Annotated in this window: 18 protein-coding genes; 7 read left to right on the top strand and 11 right to left on the bottom strand. The window is 56.5% G+C overall.

The window, feature by feature from the left end:
- Window positions 1–63 precede the first annotated feature (63 nt).
- The 4 genes from frdD to frdA are packed head-to-tail and all read right to left on the bottom strand — an operon-like array spanning window position 64 to window position 3357.
- Complete coding sequence (gene frdD, locus BN1135_RS08650) at window positions 64–420, bottom strand: fumarate reductase subunit FrdD (protein ID WP_042020380.1); 357 nt, start codon at window positions 418–420, stop codon at window positions 64–66.
- A gap of 10 nt (window positions 421–430) precedes the next feature.
- Window positions 431–829 carry a fumarate reductase subunit C gene (locus BN1135_RS08655; protein WP_042020381.1) on the bottom strand — a complete coding sequence of 133 codons (399 nt, stop codon included), beginning with the start codon at window positions 827–829 and terminating at the stop codon, window positions 431–433.
- Between the two features lie 16 nt (window positions 830–845).
- The gene (locus BN1135_RS08660) at window positions 846–1580 is read right to left on the bottom strand and encodes a succinate dehydrogenase/fumarate reductase iron-sulfur subunit (protein ID WP_042020382.1); all 735 of its coding nucleotides are present in this window, start codon (window positions 1578–1580) and stop codon (window positions 846–848) included.
- Window positions 1573–3357, bottom strand: coding sequence for a fumarate reductase (quinol) flavoprotein subunit (gene frdA, locus BN1135_RS08665; RefSeq protein ID WP_042020383.1), 1785 nt, complete (start codon window positions 3355–3357; stop codon window positions 1573–1575). The genes BN1135_RS08660 and frdA overlap by 8 nt, the downstream gene beginning before the upstream one ends.
- 565 nt (window positions 3358–3922) lie before the next feature.
- On the opposite strand from frdA, the gene ushA reads away from it, so the two are divergent.
- Entirely contained in the window at window positions 3923–5647 is a 1725-nt protein-coding gene (ushA, locus tag BN1135_RS08670; RefSeq protein ID WP_042020384.1) for a bifunctional UDP-sugar hydrolase/5'-nucleotidase UshA, read from the top strand.
- A gap of 226 nt (window positions 5648–5873) precedes the next feature.
- Here ushA and BN1135_RS08675 read toward each other — a convergent pair whose 3' ends face one another.
- Window positions 5874–6782: a pseudouridine-5'-phosphate glycosidase gene (locus BN1135_RS08675; protein ID WP_042020385.1), complete on the bottom strand. Its 909-nt coding sequence runs from the start codon at window positions 6780–6782 to the stop codon at window positions 5874–5876.
- Window positions 6776–7867, bottom strand: a complete 1092-nt coding sequence (locus tag BN1135_RS08680; protein WP_042020386.1) for a PfkB family carbohydrate kinase — start codon at window positions 7865–7867, stop codon at window positions 6776–6778. The genes BN1135_RS08675 and BN1135_RS08680 overlap by 7 nt, the downstream gene beginning before the upstream one ends.
- Window positions 7868–8070: 203 nt before the next feature.
- Between BN1135_RS08680 and BN1135_RS08685 the strand changes: the two genes are divergently transcribed.
- A complete protein-coding gene (locus tag BN1135_RS08685) occupies window positions 8071–8523 on the top strand; it encodes an RNA methyltransferase (protein ID WP_042020387.1) in 453 nt (150 codons plus the stop codon).
- 4 nt (window positions 8524–8527) lie between these two features.
- Here the strand turns inward: BN1135_RS08685 and BN1135_RS08690 are convergent, their stop codons facing one another.
- Window positions 8528–9283: a type 2 periplasmic-binding domain-containing protein gene (locus BN1135_RS08690; RefSeq protein ID WP_042020388.1), complete on the bottom strand. Its 756-nt coding sequence runs from the start codon at window positions 9281–9283 to the stop codon at window positions 8528–8530.
- A gap of 187 nt (window positions 9284–9470) precedes the next feature.
- Between BN1135_RS08690 and BN1135_RS08695 the strand changes: the two genes are divergently transcribed.
- Window positions 9471–9902, top strand: coding sequence for a universal stress protein (locus tag BN1135_RS08695; protein ID WP_042020389.1), 432 nt, complete (start codon window positions 9471–9473; stop codon window positions 9900–9902).
- Window positions 9903–9979: 77 nt separating this feature from the next.
- Here the strand turns inward: BN1135_RS08695 and BN1135_RS08700 are convergent, their stop codons facing one another.
- The 3 genes from BN1135_RS08700 to BN1135_RS08710 form a co-directional block, all read right to left on the bottom strand.
- Window positions 9980–10615, bottom strand: a complete 636-nt coding sequence (locus BN1135_RS08700) for a murein L,D-transpeptidase catalytic domain family protein (RefSeq protein ID WP_042020390.1) — start codon at window positions 10613–10615, stop codon at window positions 9980–9982.
- A gap of 175 nt (window positions 10616–10790) precedes the next feature.
- Window positions 10791–11858: a porin gene (locus BN1135_RS08705; protein WP_042020391.1), complete on the bottom strand. Its 1068-nt coding sequence runs from the start codon at window positions 11856–11858 to the stop codon at window positions 10791–10793.
- A gap of 414 nt (window positions 11859–12272) precedes the next feature.
- A complete protein-coding gene (locus BN1135_RS08710) occupies window positions 12273–13172 on the bottom strand; it encodes a LysR family transcriptional regulator (protein ID WP_042020392.1) in 900 nt (299 codons plus the stop codon).
- A 126-nt stretch (window positions 13173–13298) separates the two neighbouring features.
- On the opposite strand from BN1135_RS08710, the gene BN1135_RS08715 reads away from it, so the two are divergent.
- The 4 genes from BN1135_RS08715 to oxyR all read left to right on the top strand — a co-directional run bounded on the left by BN1135_RS08715 (window position 13299) and on the right by oxyR (window position 17746).
- On the top strand, window positions 13299–14159 hold the full coding sequence (locus BN1135_RS08715) for a Vmh family MBL fold metallo-hydrolase (protein WP_042020765.1): 861 nt from the start codon (window positions 13299–13301) through the stop codon (window positions 14157–14159).
- Window positions 14160–14240: 81 nt separating this feature from the next.
- Complete coding sequence (locus BN1135_RS08720; protein WP_175479087.1) at window positions 14241–14879, top strand: DsbA family protein; 639 nt, start codon at window positions 14241–14243, stop codon at window positions 14877–14879.
- A 172-nt stretch (window positions 14880–15051) separates the two neighbouring features.
- Window positions 15052–16692, top strand: coding sequence for a methyl-accepting chemotaxis protein (locus BN1135_RS08725; protein WP_042020393.1), 1641 nt, complete (start codon window positions 15052–15054; stop codon window positions 16690–16692).
- A 154-nt stretch (window positions 16693–16846) separates the two neighbouring features.
- The gene (gene oxyR, locus BN1135_RS08730) at window positions 16847–17746 is read left to right on the top strand and encodes a DNA-binding transcriptional regulator OxyR (RefSeq protein WP_042020394.1); all 900 of its coding nucleotides are present in this window, start codon (window positions 16847–16849) and stop codon (window positions 17744–17746) included.
- Between the two features lie 49 nt (window positions 17747–17795).
- Here oxyR and BN1135_RS08735 read toward each other — a convergent pair whose 3' ends face one another.
- Complete coding sequence (locus tag BN1135_RS08735; RefSeq protein ID WP_042020395.1) at window positions 17796–20273, bottom strand: penicillin-binding protein 1A; 2478 nt, start codon at window positions 20271–20273, stop codon at window positions 17796–17798.
- Window positions 20274–20509: the final 236 nt, after the last annotated feature.

Raw genomic sequence — 20509 nt, forward strand, 5'->3', positions numbered from 1 at the left:
GGACATAGCCATAAAAAACCGGGCACAGGGCCCGGTTTGGTCAATCAGTTAGATGCTCGGTGATTACTGGAATACCAGCACCATCAGCAGACCAACGGTAATGGCAGATACCAGGAAGGCAAAGCCATAGAACACATAGTGGTGCAGCTTGGTGGTGTGGATCCCCAGATCGTGCAGACCGTGGTAGATACGGTGCATGCCGTGCCAGATCGGCAGGGCGATGATCACCAGCAGGATGCAGGCACCCCACCAGGAGCTGGCGAACGCGTGCACGCGATCAAAGCTCATGGTTTCTACGTCCATGATACCCATGGGTACCAGCAGACCGGTGATGAGGACAATGACCGGCAGCAGCATGGCAACGACCATGCCACCCGCACCAAACAGACCCCAGTAAATTGGTTCGTCAGAACGTCTCATTGTTTTCTCCTCAGGCCACGATGATCAGGACAAGCAGGGAAACCACCGCCAGCGCCACATATTGGACGAGTACGATCGGCTTCTCCGGCACCAGGTCTTCACCACGGAAGATACGCATGGCTTTCGGCGCCAGGGCGAACCAGGTCTTGGCATGGAACAGGCACGCCGCCAGGGCGATGACATGGAACAGGATGGCGATCGGGCTTTGCAGGGATTCCAGCCAGCCGTTGAACGCTTCCTGACCCTGAACCAGACGCATCAGGCCCCACATCAGCACGACGGCATAGATGGAGACGAAGATACTGGTGCCTTCACGGATCATGTAACTGGTGTAAAAGGAGCTCTTTAGCCACCAGTCTTTCTTCATTTCGCGGACGTAAGGCTTACGTTTGCTATTGGTGTTGTTCATGGTCTCATTCCTGATCTCAATCTGGCTTGAACATGGCGATCATGTAGTCCTTGGCGCTTTCGACCTTGCCAAGCTGGATGGCTGCGGCCGGATCCACACCTTTCGGGCAGACTACCGAGCAGTAGCCAACGAAGGTACAACCCCAGACGCCTTCGTCCTGGCTGATGATCTTCATCCGCTCTTTGGACGCGCCATCGCGGTTGTCGGCGTTGTAGCGATAGGCCAGAGCCAGTGCTGCCGGACCGGTGAACTGCTTGTTGATGCCATATTGCGGGCAGGCTGCATAGCACAGACCACAGTTGATGCACTGGGAGAACTGGTGATACTTGGCCATTTCAGCAGGGGTCTGCTTGTATTCGCCATCACACAGGCTGCGCGGTTCGCTCGGGATTATGTAGGGCTTGATGCTCTCCAGCTTCTCGATGAAATCGGACATGTCGACCACCAGGTCACGCTCAATCGGGAAGTTGTTGAGCGGCTCGATAGTCATCTTGCCTGGCAGATAGTCGCGCAGGAAGGCCTTGCAACCCAGCTTGGGTACACCGTTGACCATCATGCCGCAAGAGCCGCAGATCGCCATCCGGCAGGACCAGCGGAAGCTCAGGGTAGAGTCCAGGTGATCCTTGATGTATTGCAGGGCATCCAGCAGAGACATCTCTCTGAGGTACGGTACCTGGAAGGTCTGCATCCAGGGTTCATTGTCCTGCTCTGGGCGGTAGCGCAGGATTTCAATTTCAATCATCTCAGCCATTCTTCTTAGCCTCGTCTTGTTTCTCACCTTCGGAACCGTACACGCGTTTGGCCGGTTGGGATTTAGTGATCTTCACATCGGAATAATCGATGGTCGGGGCGCCTTCCGGTGCGTAGAAGGAGAGAGAGTGCTTGAGGAAGTTCACGTCATCACGCTCTTCATAACCGTCCAGACGCTGGTGGGAACCACGAGACTCTTTACGGTTGATGGCGGAGTGAGCCATGGCTTCGGCCACGTCCAGCATGTAGCCCAGTTCGATGGCGTACAGCAGGTCGGTGTTGAAGACAGAGGACTTGTCGTTGATCTTGACCTTCTTGTAACGGGCTTTCAGCTCGTTAATCTTGTCGATGGTGCCCTGCATCAGCTCTTCGGTACGGTAGATACCGACACCGGCTTCCATGGACAGACCCAATTCGTTGCGGATATCCGCCGGATTTTCGGTGCCGTCGATGTCCATCAGCGAGAGGTGCTGTTTGATCAGCGCTTCGGCTTTGGCGAGCAGTGCTTCGGTATTGCCGTGTTGCTGAGTCGCTGCGAATTCGGCAGCCTGTTCACCAGCCAGCTTGCCGAATACCACGATCTCGGACAGCGAGTTGGAACCCAGACGGTTGGCACCGTGCAGACCGACGGAGGCACACTCGCCTGCGGCGTAGAGGCCAGGCATGCGGGTTGCGCACTTGTTGTCAGTCTCGATACCACCCATGGTGTAGTGGGCAGTCGGACGTACCGGGATCGGCTCTTTGGCCGGATCCACACCCACGTAGGCCTTGGCCAGTTCGCAGATGAAAGGCAGACGCTCTTTCAGGTACTTCTCGCCAAGATGACGCAGGTCAAGGTGAACCACGTCGCCCATTGGGCCCTGGATCACGCGGCCTTTTTGCTGCTCTTGCCAGAATGCCTGAGAGAGACGGTCACGGGGACCCAGCTCCATGTGTTTGTTTTTTGACTGGCCAATCGGCGTTTCCGGGCCCAAGCCGTAGTCTTGCAGGTAACGGTAGCCATCTTTGTTCAGCAGAACACCACCCTCACCACGGCAACCTTCGGTCATCAGGATACCGGTGCCTGGCAGGCCGGTCGGGTGATACTGGACGAACTCCATATCACGCAGCGGTACGCCGTGACGATAAGCCAGCGCCATACCATCACCGGTGACGATGCCACCGTTGGTGTTGTAGCGGTAAACACGACCAGCGCCACCGGTAGCCATAATCACGGATTTGGCCTGGATGAAACGGGTGATGCCGTTCTGGATATCAAAGGTCAGCACGCCTTGCACACGGCCATCATCCACGATCAAATCGAGACAGAAGTGCTCATCGAAGCGCTTGATGGTCGGATATTTGATAGAGGTCTGGAACAGGGTATGCAGAATGTGGAAACCGGACTTGTCTGCTGCAAACCAGGTGCGGGGGATCTTCATTCCACCAAACGGGCGCACGTTGGCTTTGCCATCCGGCTTGCGGCTCCAGGGGCAACCCCAGTGCTCAAGTTGGACCATCTCTTTGGTCGCGTTGTTGACGAAGTAGTCGACCACGTCTTGCTCGCACAACCAGTCACCACCGGAAACGGTGTCATTGAAGTGGTTTTCGAGGGAGTCGTCATCGCGTACTACGCCTGCAGCACCGCCTTCCGCAGCCACTGTGTGGCTACGCATCGGATAGACTTTGGAAATCAGGGCGATTTCGAGTTCCGGATGGGCTTCTGCAATGGCGATAGCGGCACGCAGGCCAGTACCACCGGCACCGATGATGGCAACATCGGTCTTGATAATATCCACATCTGCCTCCTTAGGGATAGATTTGCTGGGCACAATTTTGCTCTATGAAAAAAATTCAGGCTTGATGCAAGTCAAACTGCTAGGTTTTAGTCCGTTTTTCTTACTGGTTTTTTTGTAAAACACCCAAATCCCTGGATGAAAATGTCGTTATTATCGCCATTTATGGTGTTGCTGAGCAGTTAAACACCTTGCTATGAATACTTTAACCCCAAGATTATACGTAGTTTTCTTTCAACAAAATGCGAATCGCCTCTCTTTTTAGGTATTTTCAAAAAAATTTTAAGTTTTTAATTATGTTACTCGCTTGACAATAGTTATCATTTGTATTTGCCATGAAAATAAGTAATCCAATGTCGACCATCAAGCAGGAGCTTAAGGCCACAAGTGGATAACGAGAGCCATGATGTCGCAGGAAATGAGTAGCAGACAGGATCTTGGGTCGAAGATCACAATTAGTAGAATTTGTGGGTCATCGATGAAAAATGGTCATCTGTTGTTTGTTATATTGACGCCCGACCCGCTGGACCGGGTTGTTAAATAACAAAATAATCAAGGTGATATGGAAATGAATAATAACTTTATCAAAGGCAGTGTGGCACTGGCCGTGCTTGCTGCACTGACTGGCTGTAATACCTCCACTAATGACACCGTTGCACCCTGCACCGAAAATGTCTGCAAACTGACCATACTGCACACCAACGATACTCACGGCCGCTTCTGGCACAACGCAGAAAACGAGTACGGCATGGCTGCCCAGAAGACCCTGGTCGAGCAGTTGCGTGCGGATGCCAAGGCGGCTGGCCGCGACGTACTGGTGCTCTCCGGTGGTGATGTGAATACCGGGGTACCGGAATCCGATCTGCAGGATGCCGAGCCTGACTTCATGGCGATGAACAACATTCGCTACGATGCCATGGCAGTGGGCAACCATGAATTCGACAACCCCCTCAGCGTACTGGAAAAGCAGCGCAAGTGGGCCCAGTTCCCCATGCTCTCGGCCAACATATATGACAAGGCCAGCGGCAAACATTACTTTGACCCCTACAAGGTGTTCAAGCTGGAGAGTGGTCTCAAGGTCGCCGTACTGGGCCTGACCACCGAGGATACCGCGCAGCTGGTGGATCCCAACAACGTGCAAACCCTGGAGTTCCGCGATCCGACCAGCGAAGCGGCCAAACTGGGCCAGCAGATCCGCAGCAACAAGGAAGCCAATCTGGTCTTCGCCATCACCCACATGGGCCATTACGAGAATGGTCAGCACGGCAGCAATGCGCCGGGCGATGTCGAGATGGCTCGCGCCCTCCCAGCGGGCACGCTGGATGGCATCATCGGTGGTCACTCCCAGAATCCGGTCTGTATGGAGCCGGGCACTGCGAACAAATACGCCAATTTCAAACCGGGTGATAATTGCCAGCCAGATCAGCAAAACGGCACCTGGATCATGCAGGCCCACGAGTGGGGCAAGTATGTGGGCCGTGCCCAGTTTGAGTACCAGAATGGCAAGTTGACCCTGACCAGCTATGACCTGATCCCGGTCAACCTGATCAAGCGCAACGCCAAGGGTGAGGCGATCGATGCCACTGGAGCAGTGACCAAAGATACCACCAAGATGCAGTTCGTACAGGACGAGATCACCAAGGATCCCGAGCTGTATAACACCCTGCTGGGCTATCAGGAAAAAGGTCAGCAAGAACTCAACGTTGTGATCGGTTCTACCGATGGGGTGTTGGTTGGTGATCGCAATACTGTACGCAACAAGCAAACCAATCTGGGTCGTCTGATCACTTCTGCCACCTCTGCCAAGCTGGCCGTCGATTTTGGTATCGTCAACTCCGGTGGCGTGCGTGACAGCATCCCGACCGGGGATATCACCTACCGCAGCGTGCTGCTGGTACACCCGTTTGGCAACACGGTCAACAAGGCTGTGATGAAAGGCAGTGATCTGACGACCTATCTGGGTCAGGTAGCAACCAAAACCCGCAATACCGGGGGTTATGCCCAGTTTGGCGGCATCAACATGGCAGTGGATTGCCAAGCCAAGAGCGTCAATATTACCAGCGTTGGTGGCAAGGCGTTTGACCCGGCAGCAACTTACAGCTTCGCGATCCCGAGCTTCAGTGCATCCGGTGGTGACGGCTATCCGAAGATCGATACCATCAATGCAGGACTGGTGGATGCTGCCGTGCTGAAGGAGTACATCGAGATCAAGAAGACCATCAATGTGGCCGGCTATCAGCCAGCCAACGAAGTGAGCTACCTGAACTCTACTTCTAGCGAAGGGTGTAACTGATTCGTTATCGGGGTTTGTCGTCCCTGATGCAGCCCTAAAGAGCAGCCAGTGGTTTGTCTCTGATATACAGAAATCCCCAAGCATCCACTTGGGGATTTTTTTCGCCTTGTCTATCTTGCCTGACCTGAAGCTTTTCTCGCTCTTCATCAAGGTTATGACATGGCTGTCACTGATCGGTTGAGTATGGCTGCCTGGCTATTTACATGACATTTTACACCGCGTTGCATCACAGGTTGGCGGCGATCCGGGCGCCGAGCGCCGCGTTGTTCAGCACCAGCTGGATGTTGGCGGCGAGCGAGTTTCCGCCGGTCAGCTCGCAGACGCGGGCCAGCAGGAAGGGGGTTGAGGCTTTGCCCTTTATCCCCTGCTCATCCGCTTCACGCAGCGCCTGGGTAATGGCTGCGTCGATATCGGCTTTCGGCATGGCGTGTGCGGTCGGGATGGGGTTGGCCACCACGGCGCCGCCCGCCAGTCCCAGCTCCCACTTGAGGCGCAGCGCTTCGGCGATGGCTGCCGGGGTATCGAGCCGGTAATCAACCTTGAAGCCGCTCTCGCGGGTGTAGAAGGCGGGCAGCTCGCCCGTTTGATAGCCGATCACCGGCACCCCTTGCGTCTCCAGATACTCCAGGGTCAGCCCGATATCGAGGATCGACTTGGCGCCAGCGCAGACCACGGCCACCGGCGTTTGCGCCAGCTCCTGCAGATCCGCCGAGATATCGAAGGTCTCCTGCGCGCCGCGATGTACCCCGCCAATGCCACCGGTGGCAAAGACCCGGATCCCCGCCATGGCGGCGATGATCATGGTGGAGGCGACCGTGGTGGCCCCCATCCCCTTGCGCGCCAGCACGAACGGAATGTCGCGGCGGCTGCACTTGGTCACGTCGTGGCCAGCCCGGCCCAGCGCTTCCAGCGCCCCCGCATCGAGACCCACCTTGAGGCGGCCATCGAGGATGGCGATGGTGGCCGGAATGGCGCCGTTATCGCGCACCACCTGCTCCACCTGACGGGCCGTTTCCACGTTCTGCGGATAGGGCATGCCGTGGGAGATGATGGTGGATTCGAGGGCGACCACCGGTTTGCCAGCGGCCAGCGCGGCAGCAACTTCCGGTTGGATATCGAGGTAAGCGTTCAGCATGAGTACTCCTCCAGTATGCGGTCAACGGCGGTCTTGCTCAGACCGGAAAAAACGGTATCGGAACAATTGACGGTGAGGGCGGCGCAGCCCAGGGCAAAGCGGGTGGTCTGGGCGATGTCGAGCTGTTGCAGCCAGGCGTGGGCGAGGCCAGCCATAAAGGCATCCCCGCCGCCGGTGACGTTGAGTACCGGACTGCCCAGCACTGGCAGGTGGCCCTGCTGCTCGCCATCGCTGTAGAAGATCCCCTGTTCACCCAGACTGAGGAACAGCCGCTTGACCCCGGCGCGGTGGAACCAGGCTGCCACCATGGGCCAGGTTTCGGGCCCGGCAATGGTCATGCCACACAGCTGCTCTGCTTCGCTGCGATTGGGTTTGAGGGTGTGGATCTTGCCAAGCCAAGGGCGGATCTTCTCCACCTTGGCCACCGAGACGGTATCGACAAAGATGGCGTGATCCCCCTGCCGCTCGAACAGCCAATCGAGAGTGTGGATGGCCAGATTGGTGTCGAGTACCCAAAGTCTGGCACCGGCGAGAAAGCCACCGAGGGGGGTCAGGCGGGCAGGGGTGAGCTGCTCGATAATGGCCATATCATTGATGGCACAGCTCATTTCGCCGCTGCCGTCATGCAGGCTGAGGTAGCAGGAGGTGGTGTGGCCATCGAGCACCAGGGTCTGGCGCACATCGACGCCAGCCCGCTGGCTCACCTCCAATAGATGGTGACCATACTGGTCGTTGCCGACCGCGGTCAGCAGCCGGGTATCGCTACCGAGCCGCGCCAGATTCTCGGCGATATTGCGGCCAACGCCACCCGCCGAGGTACGCACCTTGCCAGGGTTGGAGTCGCCGAGCAGCAGGTTGTCATGGCTGGTGCCGCAAATATCCATATTGGCACCGCCGATCACCACCACGTAGGGACCCTCTCGCAATACATAGCCTCTGCCCTGCACATACCCCTGGCGGATCAGGCTGGAGATGTGGCTGGCCAGCGCGGAGCGACTGATGCCAAGGCGATCGGCCAGATCCTGCTGGGCAATCATGGGGTCCTGGCGTAGCAGGGCGAGGATCTCTTGTTCACGCGTCGTCATAGATAAGTATCCATTTACAAACGTTTGTCTATTATTTCCGATAAACGTTTGCTGGCTATCGGCTTGTACAAAATTTGTCGATTGGCGCACAAAAAATCGCCATCGGCGATGGGTTGGTGAGCGGTTGAGCCTGGCAGAGTACTTTTAACGGGTCGGTGGTCCCGTTGCTGCTTATAATGGCCGCCGCAAGATGAGGAGATATGATGGAAAAGAGTGCATTCTGCTGTGTGGGGCTGGTCAATCCCAAGTCCCCGGAAAATGTCGGCTCCGTGATGCGGGCTGCGGGCTGCTACGGGGTGGACGAGGTCTACTACACCGGCAACCGCTTCGAGCTGGCGCGCCGCTTTGCCACCGATACCAAGCAGATGGTGGAGAAGATCCCGCTGCTCGGGGTGGATGACCTGATGGCGTTTATCCCGCAGGGATGCGTGCCCGTGGTTGTCGATTTGATCGACGGCGCCACGCCGCTCCCCGAGTATGTCCACCCAGAGCGCGCCTTCTATATCTTCGGACCGGAGGATGGCACGCTCGATCCCGCGCTCTACGGGGCGGTGAAAGATGTAGTCTATGTGCCGACTCAGGGCTGCATGAATCTGGCCGCTTCGGTCAATGTGATCCTCTATGACCGCTTGGTGAAGGGTATGAGGGGGGCGTAATTTATCATTCAGGTGTCGGGCTGGCGGCGGCTTTCTGTTCCAGTTCCCTGATAAACCCTTGGTAGTAGTCATAGAGCTGATAGTGCTTATAGATGTCAGCCAGATTTCCGCTGCGGATCAACTCAACCATCCCCTTATCCCAGAGATTCATCATCCGGTTGCCTTGGGGGGTGTCGGCAAAGATGGGGTAGGTCGGGATCCAGCGCAGGAAGGCGCGATGCAGGTTGGGGAGTATGTCATCTTTCGCATAGAGCACGCCGGCAGTCAGGTAATAGCGATAGCGCTCTTTGCCGAGCAGTTGAAGGGCCATTTCATCGCTATCGATCTCATGCCACTGCATGGTGACAGCAATGTATTTGTCGAATGCCCAGCCCCGTCTCCATACCACAGATTGTCCCTGCAGGCTTTTTTCCCCTTGCCACTTTGGCTGCCATTTTTTGAGCATGAACACGGTCAGGTCATCGGCTGATGCAGGATAGCGAGGTTGTCGGACACCGGTGACTTCATCGCGATAAACCCCCATCGCCATATCCCCCCCTTTTTTGGCTATCACCGCCAGAGCCCGTTTATAAGGCACGATATGGGGGATGATCTGATAACCATGAGGTTGATAGATAGCACGAACCAGATCGAGATAAATACCTCTGCCATCCGGTTGGCAAAAGCCGGGCCAGTCATCGCAATAGACATCAATAGATGCTGCGCGGCAGTTAAAAGAGCCACAGAGACAACAGATCAACAGGCAGGCGATGCGCAACATGGTCAGGGCAGGCCTTGTGTGAGTGAAAAACCGGATAGCCTGATTTATACCATGGCATCTATTGTGGTTATGCGGAGAAAAAATCTCTCATCTTCATTTTGCGACAGGGTCGAGGGTTATTTGCATTTGGATCGTTATGATCGAGTAAAGATTCAATAGTACCCCAATCAGTAGAGGAGACTGCATTATGCCATCAATTAAAACTCTGCTCTGTCCTGTCGATTTTTCCCAAATGTCTCGTGCGGTACTCGACTATGCCGTGTTTATGGCGCAGAGCCATCAGGCCCAGCTCAAGCTGATCCACGTGGTTGATCAACTGCACGGTTTTGACAGCTACAAAATTCTGCATATGACGGCAGTGGAAATTACCCATGAGATGGAGCGTCAGGCTAAAACGCAGCTTAAAGAGCTGGTTGCAACCCTGCCGATCCCTGCCACCTTTGATATTCGCTTTGGTCGTGCCGCCGACGAGATCGTCATTCAGGCCAAGGAGGATGAGGTTGAGCTGATCGTGATGGGTAGTCACGGCCGCTCCGGCATCAGCCATCTGCTGGTCGGTAGCGTTGCCGAATCCGTGGTGCGTCATGCTCCCTGCCCTGTACTGGTGGTGCGCCAATAACGCGCCCCGTTTAGCGTGAAAAGCGTAACAAACAAGGCCAGCGATTGCTGGCCTTGCGTTTCCTGGCTCTGTGCCCGCTAGCCGTGGGCGTAGATGACACTGCCACCCTTGATGGTATCTATGATAGCCCGGGCCTGTTCTTTGGGCAGGGCGGGGCAACCCCAGCTGCGGCCGAGCTTGTCATATTTGCGCAGATGAGTCGGGCTGGCATAGGTGGCGCCGTGCACCACTATGGCACGTTTGCGCGCATTGCTGTTTTTGCCTGGGGTGAGGCCGTCCAGCCGCAGAGAGTAGCCATGCTTGCCCAGATAGGTTTCAGCGGTGCGATAGACGCCGAGGGAGCTTTGTCGGGAGTTGAGCTGGTTTGAAAAGCGCTCTGCGGCCAGTTCACCCGAGTTGCGACCATGACTGACCCAGGTGTGATAGAGCAGCTTGTGGCGCTTCATGTCGATGACAAACAGCCTGCGCTGGGTTGACGGTTTGCTGTAATCGATGATGGTGAGAATAGATTTGCGCTTGTGGCGCACGGTTTGATAACTGTTGAGTGCCTGACGAAAGGTCTGTTTGTCCAGCTTGCCTGCCAGACCTAGCTGACGATAGAGGCTCAGATCCCCGCTTGCGTTAGCTGTTGTACTCCAGATGAACGACATCCACAGCAGTGGCAATAGCAGCCACCCGCTTTGCCAGCCTCTGTTCCCGCGAACTTGCATCATCCGTGAATGTCTCCTTTTGCACTCCCTGCCAACCACGCGGATACGACAGCCGATCCGCTTGATAGTTATATGCAAGGGGCTGAAAAGGCGCAATAAAAAAACCGGCCGCAGAGCGGCCGGAAGTAATTCAAACAGTAGACATTGCTTTCACAGGGTATAACTGACTTCCAATTGCTTAGAAGTTGTACTGCAGAGCCACACCAACTACGTCGTCAGTGTTCTGGCCCAGCTTGCTGGTACCGGAAACAGCGCCGTCATCCAGCAGGTTCAGCTTGTAATCAATGTAGGCGTTGAAGTTGTTGGTGAAGTTGTACCAAGCACCGATGGATACATATTCGGTCAGGGTGTCATCGAAGCTGACATTGGTGTCATTCTTCACGTCGGTGCGCAGGTAAGCCAGAGATGGCTTGAACTTGCCGATAGTGTACTGGGCAACAACTTCGTAACCATCGCTCTTCTCGGCATAGCCATTCTTGACGAAGATGTGATCTTCACCGTGAGCATAGGTAGCGGCCAGGTAGAGGTCACCGACTGCATACTTGGCACCGAAGCCCATCAGCTTGGCATCGCTATCAGCACCGAAAGAGGCAAATTTAACCTGGTCAGCAGTTTTACCAGCCTGGTTGTAGGCAGCAGACAGACCCAGACCCATATCGAAGTCATAAGCGGCGGCTACAGCAAAGCCTTCTTTGGAACCCTTTTTCCAAGAGGTCAGTGAACGATCTGAATTCTGAGCAGTGTTATTACCAGTAAACTGGGCACCCAGGGTCAGGCCATTCTGGTTGAACATGTACTTGGCAACACCGTTGGTGCGGCCGGTACCGAATACTTCGGTGCCTTTACCCAGGCCGTCACCGCCCCACTCTGGCAGAACGTCGGTGTAGTCGTTCACGATGGCAAACAGACCATCCTGACGACCGTAGCTGAATGCGCCGAAACGGTCGTGCTTGATGCCAGCGTAGGCATAACGCAGCTCGTCGTTGTCAGAACCGGAGGTTGGCAGGTTGTACTCGGCAAAACCGAATGCTTTCATCTCGGGGGCAATTTTGGTCTCACCGCGCATGTTGACACGGAAATAGCTCTGATCACCTTCGGAGCCATTGTCGTCAGTACCGTAGTACATACCCTGAGCACGGCCACCGATTTCTAGCTTGGTATCGTTCTGGTTGTAGACGGTAGCAGCATGGGCGCCGCTCGCCAGCAGCAGGCTGGAGATGGCAATAGTCAGTGCAGACTTCTTCATATGCTTTATTCCTCTGATGTAAACACTTGGACCTGTACCGGTCCTTGTTGATGTGTGATCGGATTAGAGCCGATGGGGACAAGGTAGAGCCATTAACCTTGACTGGAGCTGAATCAGCGGTGGGTTAATCGCTGATGAGTTTGTTGTTATTACCAAAGTGCAAGCCCCTTCACATACCTTCACGCCAAGTAACGCTGTTTTTTTAGGCAGAGGCTCGACAAGATCCTGTGTGGTTACCGGGCGTTTTTCACTGTGTTAGCGGTTTGGGTGGGCAGCCAAGGTCAGTGGGATCGTCGTGACACCTGATGAACCTTTCGGTTTACAGGTGGCCAGTGAAGCCGATGGCGATCACTGGCTCAATGAGGGATAGCGCCCTCTGAGTTTGCCGGTTCACAAGGCTGCAAAGGCATGAACTCACTCCTGCCAGATAGGATCGGCTGCCATGCGAGCCAGCAGAAAATCGAGGAAGCTGCGCAGCAGCGGCGACATCTGTTTGCGGGTGGCATACACCCCGTAGACCCCGAGCCGCTTGGGCTGCCAGTCGGTCAGCAGGGGCACCAGCTCTCCCCGCTCCAGATAGGGCTGGGCCGAGTAGCAGGGCTGCAGGCTGATCCCGGCGCCTTTCAGCGTCGCCTCCAGCAGCAGGTTGGAGATATTGGCGCTCAGGTTGCCGCTGACCGGCACTGACTCGGGGCCATCCGGCCCATTGAACTCCCACAAGCTCTTGCCGAAGTAGGTGTAGGTGAGGCAGTTGTGCAGCGCCAGATCCTGCACCTTGTGCGGCATCGGATGACGGGCCAGATAGGCCGGGCTGGCACAGACCACCGAGTGGCAGGTGCCGAGACGGCGCGCCACCAGATTGGGGTCGAGGTCGTTGGTGATGCGCACCGCCAGATCGATCCGCTCCTCCACCAGATTGACGGTTCTGTCGAGCAGCAGGATGTCGATGGCCGTCCCCGGGTATTGCGCCAGATAGTCGTTGGCGGCGCCGACCAGCAAGGCTTCCGACAGGGAGTAGCTGCTGGTGATCCGCAGTTGTCCCTTGGGGGCGTCATCCCCCTTCACGGCGATCTGCTCCATCTCCTCACCGAGCGCCAGCATGGCGCGGGCCCGGTTCAGTGCCTCCTCTCCCGGCCCGGTCAGGCTCAGGCGGCGGGTGGTACGGTGTAGCAGGCGGGCGCCCATCCAGCTCTCCAGTTCGGCCAGATAGCGCGACACCATGGCGCGCGACATATCCAGTTTCTCCCCGGCGCCGCTCAGGCTCCCTTGTTCGACTACGCTGACGAAGACCCGCAAGGCGGTCAGTCGATCCATGTATGGCTCTCTATATGTTCGATATGTGCAACAGTGATGCGCTGTTAGTGCTGTATTTGCACCCTAGATGATCCAATACACTGTGTCCATCAAATGAACCCCCGAATACTTAATGAGGAATAGATGATGAACAACACCCTGATCCGCAACCTGACTCTGGCTACCACCCTGCTCAGCGGCGCCGCACTGGCCTCCCCCTTGAACGTGACCGTCTACAACCCTGGCGAGAAGGCGATCTTCCCGGTCTCCTCCTCACTGGTGACCGGTGACAAGGAGGCCATCCTGATCGATGCCCAGTTCGACGTGCAAAATGGCCAGGCGCTGGTCGACATGATCAAGAAGAGCGGCAAGAAGCTGACCATTGTGTATATCAGTGCCGGTGACCCCGACTTCTACTTCGGTCTGGAGCCGGTCATGGCTGCGTTCCCGGATGTCAAAGTGCTGGCTGACCAGCATGTGGTTGACCATATCAACCAGACCAAGGATGCCAAGCTGAGCTACTGGAGCCCGATCCTGGGCAAGGGCGCACCGAAGAGCCTGACCGTGCCGCAAGTGATGACTGCCAACCACCTGACGCTGGATGGCGAGAAGATTGAAATCAAAGAGATGAACACCCCGAATGCCTACCTCTGGGCCCCTTCCATCAAGACCGCTTTTGGTGGTGTGCCGGTTTACCACGGGGTGCATGTCTGGATGGCGGACAGCCAGACCAAAGCGGCCCGCAGCAACTGGGTCAAGGCGCTGGATAACCTGCTGGCCCTGAAACCGGAGCGTGTAGTGCCGGGCCACTTCCTGGGCACCGCACCCAAAGGCACTGCTGCTGTGACCTTTACCCGTGACTATGTACAGGGTTTCGAGCAGGAGCTGGCCAAGGCGAAGAACTCTGGCGAACTGATCGAGGCTCTGAAGAAGGCCTACCCGGCGCTGCCGGTCGATGATGGCCTGGCCATCGGTGCCAAGGTCAATACCGGCGAGATGAAGTGGTAAGCCACTGAGCCTGCTCTCCCTGTGTTTTTTTACCGGGCCCCAGGGCCCGGTTTTTTATCCAAGATTGACGTGAGAATAAAGATGAACGCACAACAAACCACCCTCCATTATGTCTATGACCCGCTCTGTGGCTGGTGCTACGGTGCCGCCCCCCTGCTGCAGGCGGCAGCCACCATTGACGGGCTCAAGATCGAGCTGCATGCGGGCGGCCTCTGGCTGGGCAGCCGCCGTCAGCCGATGGGCGAGGCATTGCGTGATTATGTGCGCCCCCACGATCAGCGGATCGAAGCGCTGACCGGCCAGCATTTTGGCGAGCGCTACTTCAACGAACTGCTGCTGCGGGAAGGGTGTCTGCTGGACTCCGAGCAGCCGATCCGCGCGGTCTTGGCCGCCACTGCATTGGGGGGGGATGGGCTGGCGATGTTGCACCGGATCCAGCAATCTCACTATCGGGACGGGATCTGGATTGGTGAAACGGCGTTTCTCGCCACGCTGGCGGCAGAGCAGGGGATTGCTGCCGAGGCATTCCAGCAAGCCTATCTGCAGGCCCCTTTGCTGCAACATCTGGCAGATAGCCAGGGCTGGATGAAACAGCTGGGCGGTCAGGGCTATCCCACCCTTGGGTTGCTGCACAACGGTCGGGTAACGCCTGTCCGCGTTGCCGATTTTTTGGGAGACCCGGATGGATTTCGCCAACATCTTATCGTCTTGAACAAGTGACAATTTCCTGGAAATGGGTCGGGGTGACTTCAGGAGTCCGCGCTTGGACCGATAGCCAAGCATGCACCGAAACGATATGAAATCCTTCCGTTTTCTGTGCGCAGGCTATGCTCTATATGACCATTCCCGGGGGATTTTCGGGAGTGAAGACTCATTTCAAGGAAGCCCTCATATGTTCAAAAACATGTCTATCGGCCAGAAGTTGAGCGCCGGATTTGCCATTCTGGCTGTGCTTGTTCTGGGGTTGGCCTGGTTTTCAAGCAGCCAGTTGGCAAAGCTCTATGGTGATACCGAAACCATAACCGGCAATATGCTGCCTTCTACCCGTTTGGCGAGTCAGATGCACGTCGCCGTGCTGGACGCCCGCCGTTCAGAGTTGGCCCAGGTGATCGGCGGATTGAATAAAGATATGCAAGAGGTGAGCGAGCGTACCGCTACCTTCAACAAGGCCAGGCAGGAGTTCGAGCAGGCCGCTCAGCAATATGGTGCTTTGCCATTCAGTACGGCCGAAGAGAAGCAGGTCTATGAACAGACGGTCGCAGCAGGTGCCAAGTATTTTTCGGTGCATGAACAACTGATGAGCGCTTTCGCGGCTGGCGATCTGGAACGGGTCAGAAGTTTGCGCAAGAACGAAACCCGCGCAGCGTTGGAAGAGGTGGGGGCCAAGTCTTATCGCTTGCGGGAGATCAATAACGAGATTGCCGATGGCATGGTGAAAGATATTGCCGCCATGTACAGCAATGCCAGAACCATGAGCATCATCATCAGTCTGGTGGCTCTGGGCTTTGTGGTGGTGATTGCCTGGTTGCTGACCGGTCAGATCCGCAACCCGGTGATGGCGTTGCTGGAGCAGACCCGCCGAGTATCGTCTGGTGATCTTACCTCCCGCATCGATATGCAGCAGTTCAACAATGATGAACTGGGGACCCTTGCCAAAGGATTTGGCGAGATGCAGGACAATTTGCGCACCCTAGTGAGTGAGGTTTCCGGGTCCGTGGTGCAACTGAGCTCTGCCACCGAGGAGATGAGTTCGGTGGCCCGTCAGTCGGCCAGCAACATGAGTGCCCAGCAACACGAGTTGAACCAGTTGGCCACGGCAATGAACGAGATGCAGGCCACGGTGCAGGAGGTCTCGCGCAACACCAGTGATGCCGCCAGTGCCGCTACCTCGGCCAGCGAAACCGCAGAGATTGGGGCCAAGACGGTGAATGACTCCATTCTGCGTATCGAACGGGTCGCAGGTGCCATCGAGAGTACTGCTGTGGTGATCCGTCAGTTGGGGGATGACAGCCGTAATATCGGCATGGTGCTGGAAGTGATCCGCGGCATTGCCGAACAGACCAACCTGCTGGCGCTCAACGCCGCCATCGAGGCCGCTCGGGCCGGTGAGCAGGGGCGTGGCTTTGCGGTGGTAGCCGATGAGGTGAGAACCTTGGCCAAACGGACTCAGGACTCTACCTCCCAGATCAACACCATCATTGCCGAGCTGCAGCAGCGTGCCGAACAGGCAGGCACTACCATGCTGCAGAGTCAGGAGCTGATGAACACCACAGTTTCTACTGCGCGGGAAGCCGGGGCATCCATCTCCCAGATCAGTGGCTCGGTCAGCAGCATCTCGCATATGAACATCCAGATTGCGACGGCCACCGAAGAGCAGGGGGCGGTGAGTGAGGAGCTCAACCGTAACGTGGTCAATATCAGCCATGCCTCAGAAGAGGTGGCCGCCGGTGCCAATCAGATGTCTCAGGCATGTAACGAGCTGAATCATCTGGCGACTCAGCTGCAGGAGATGGTGCGTCGTTTCAGGGTGTAATAGATCAGCCAGTCAAACAGCCCGGTTGCCGCGAGGTGATCGGGCTGTTGCTATTTGGGACGTGACGGGTGAGTCAGGTCCGGGGCCGGTGACTTGTCCTGCAAGGCGATATTGTGCATGCTGATGGCCCATTTCCAGGCAGGACTCTTGCTGTATGAATCTTCGCGATCTCGAATATCTGGTGGCGCTGGATGAGGAAAAACATTTTCGCAAAGCCGCCGAGCGCTGTTTTGTCAGTCAACCAACCCTGAGCGGTCAGTTACAAAAGCTGGAAAATGAGCTCGGGGTGATCCTGATCGAACGTACCTCGCGCAAGGTGCTGTTCACCCCTGCTGGTGATGCCATGGCTCATCAGGCGCGCCGGGTACTGAAGGAGGTGCGCGAGCTTAAAAGTATCGGCCAGCACTTCTCCGAACCCATGTCAGGGGAGATCCACATCGGTTTCATCCCGACCGTGGGCCCCTATCTGCTGCCCCGCATCATCCAGACCCTCCGTGAGCGTTTTCCCCAACTGGAGTTCTACCTCTACGAGGAGCAGACCCAGGCCCTGTTAAAGAAGCTGGAAGAGGGCGAACTGGATTGCGTGATTCTGGCGGAGATGCCTGGGATGGAGGGGTTTGGCTCAATCCAGCTCTATCACGAGCCGATGTGGCTGGCGGTGCCTTGCCATCATCCTGAGGCGCAGGCCAGCCAGGTGCCGCTCGGTCATCTCAAAGGCAAGAAGCTGCTGATGCTGGCGGATGGTCACTGCTTGCGGGATCAGGCGATGGGATTCTGTTTTGCCGGCGGTATCGGGGAGGATCAACGCTTCAAGGGCACCAGTCTGGAGACTCTGCGCAACATGGTGGCCGCCGGTAGTGGCATGACCCTGGTACCAAAGTTGGCCGTACCTGCCGATCATGATGAGGGAGGCGTGAGCTATCGGCCGGTGGTCGACCCGGTGCCGGGGCGCACCATCTCGCTGCTCTATCGCCACTACTCGGTACGTCGTCCCTGTTTCAACGAGCTGGCCGCCGCGATCGCCACCTTGATGGCAACGCAGTTGGCCCAATAAAAAAACCGGCAGCCTTGGCTGCCGGTTTGGTCTCTGCCGCGAGGGCGGCTTAGAAGATATCGTCGGTGGAGACGGGCCCTTCCACATCAGGGTTGTCACCGCCATAGACCTGATTGCCATCCGAGCTGGGCGCTGCGTAGCGGGTCGGCTCGGTACCTTCCTTGAAGTATTCGTCGCTGCCGCTACCGGTCGCCAGCAGGCCGGTTTCGCTGTCAATCTTGACTGTCATTATCCCTTCGGGAACCGGCATCTTGTGCTCGGGCAACTTCTTGAGGGCGACTTTCATGAAGTCGATCCAGATAGGCTGCGCGGCGCCACCGCCAAACTCGGCACGGCCAAGGCCACGCTGGTGGTTGTCAAAACCGATCCAGGAGGTAGCGACTATGTCCGGGGTATAGCCGGAGAACCAGGCATCCCGTGATTCGTTGGTGGTACCGGTTTTACCGGAAATGTCGTGACGTTTCAGGTCGCGGGCAGCTCGCCAGCCAGTACCACGCCAGCCGTTGCCACCCCAGATGGCCGTGCTCAGGGTATCGGTGATCAAAAATGAGCTTTGGGCACTGATGGTGTGGGGGGCGATAGTCGGTGCAAGAGGGGTCAGCGAACCATCTTGTTGTGCAGTGTTATCAGCAGTTGCTGTTTGCTGCATGGTCTCTTGCGCGGGCATCGCCTGCTGTTCGCAGGTGGTGCAGGCAATGGCGGGATTAGCCTGATAGAGAGTGTTCTCCAGGCTGTCGGTGACCTTGTCGATAAAATAAGGGGTCACCAGGAAGCCACCGTTGGCCAGGACCGAGTAACCGCGAACCACCTCCAGCGGGGTGAACTCGGCTGCGCCGAGCGCCAGCGATTCATGGGGCGAGATAAAGTTGCGTGGAAAGCCAAAGCGGGTCAGTCCATCGATATAGGTATCCAGACCGATGGCGCGCATCAGACGTACCGACATCACGTTCTTGGACTTTGCCAGACCAAGGCGCAGCGGGGTTGGCCCATCATAGACGGCCGGTGAGTTCTTTGGCTGCCACATCGGCCCTTTTGACGGGTCCCACTGGTTGATGGGTGCATCGTTGATGAGAGATGCCAGGGTGTAGCCATGCTCCAGCGCGGTAGCGTAGAGGAAGGGCTTGATGTTGGAACCGATCTGGCGACGGGCCTGATCAACCCGGTTGAATTTGGATAGCTCGAAGCTGAAACCACCCACCACCGCTTCCAGCGCGCCATTTTTCGGATTCATGGCAACCAGTGCGGCGTTAACGTCGGGCACTTGTGCCAGCAGCAGATTTTCACCTTCTGCTCTTACCCAAATCTGGGCACCGACTTTCAGCACATCGCGCGCCGATTTGGGCGCATAGCTTTGGCGGTCATCGGTGATAAATGAGCGAGCCCATTTGATGCCGTCCCAACCCAGCTCCGCTTCTTTGCCATTCTTGAGTACCAGCGTGGCGTTGCGATCACCCAGTTTGGTGACGACCGCCGCCATCAGCGGATCATAAGTGGGCTGCTTGCCTAGGTGAGCCACGAGCTGCTCGTAATCCCAGCTGGTTTCGCCCGCTTTCCACAGTTGTGCAGTCGGGCCGCGATAGCCGTGGCGCATGTCGTAGGCAAAGATGCCATCCAACAGTGCCTGTCTGGCTGCCCGCTGACGCTCGGCACTCACAGTGGTGTAGATGTGAATGCCCATGGTGTAGGCATCCTCGCCAAACTGCTCCAGCATTTTTTGCCGCACCATCTCGCCAAGATAGGGAGCGTGGAGGGTCACTTCAGCGCCGTGGAAACGGGCCTTGATAGGCATTTTTGAGGCTTCGTCAAACTGGGCCTGGGTGATCTTGCCGGTTTCCAGCATCCGGCCCAGCACCACGTTGCGACGCGCAAAGGCGCGCTCGGGAGAGCGGATCGGGTTGAGCATGGATGGCGCTTTAGGCAGACCGGCGATAATGGCGATCTCATCCAGCCCCAGATCCTTGACCTCTTTACCGAAGTAAACCTGAGCCGCAGCACCGATACCAAAGGAGCGGTAACCGAGAGGGATTTTGTTGAGATACAGCTCAAGGATCTCGTTTTTGGTGAGGTTTTGCTCTATACGCCAAGCCAGGAATACTTCCTTGACCTTACGAATGATGGTTTTTTCGTTACTCAGAAAGAAGTTACGAGCAACCTGCTGGGTAATGGTACTGGCACCCTGACGGGCATGGCCGGAGACGGCCCATACTGATGCAGCACGGATGATACCAATGGGGTCTATGCCGGGGTGTTCATAGAAGCGTGCATCTTCAGTCGCCAGCACGGCATCGATCATCGGTTGTGGAATTTCGTCCAGACGCAACGGAATACGACGAATTTCGCCATATTGGGCGATCAATTCCCCATCGCGACTGTAAACCCGCATCGGGGTCGCCAGCTTGACATCACGCAGTGCGGTGACATCAGGAAGTTGGGGTTTGATATAGAAGTAGATACCGATGAGGCTGGCAACACCCAGCGCAGCACCTAGCATCATGACAATAAACAGGCGAACGAGCCATTTCAGCATGGAAGAACTACCAATCGTCTTAAAATTAGCCAACGGGCGCAGAGTATAGCCCTTTTGCCATCGGGAATTCGAGGTTTTCCTGTGGCAAGCCACCCACCTCAAAAGGAGGCGAAAGGTTAGCACTACGGGCCGCAATAACCAAGGATGGCCACCCGGTACCAAGAAAGCGAACCAGGTCACTTTTCGGTATAAACTTTATGACATTGATAGATAGAGCATTTAGGATGAGAGAAGGA

The organism is Aeromonas sobria (assembly GCF_000820145.1).
GTDB lineage: Bacteria > Pseudomonadota > Gammaproteobacteria > Enterobacterales > Aeromonadaceae > Aeromonas > Aeromonas sobria.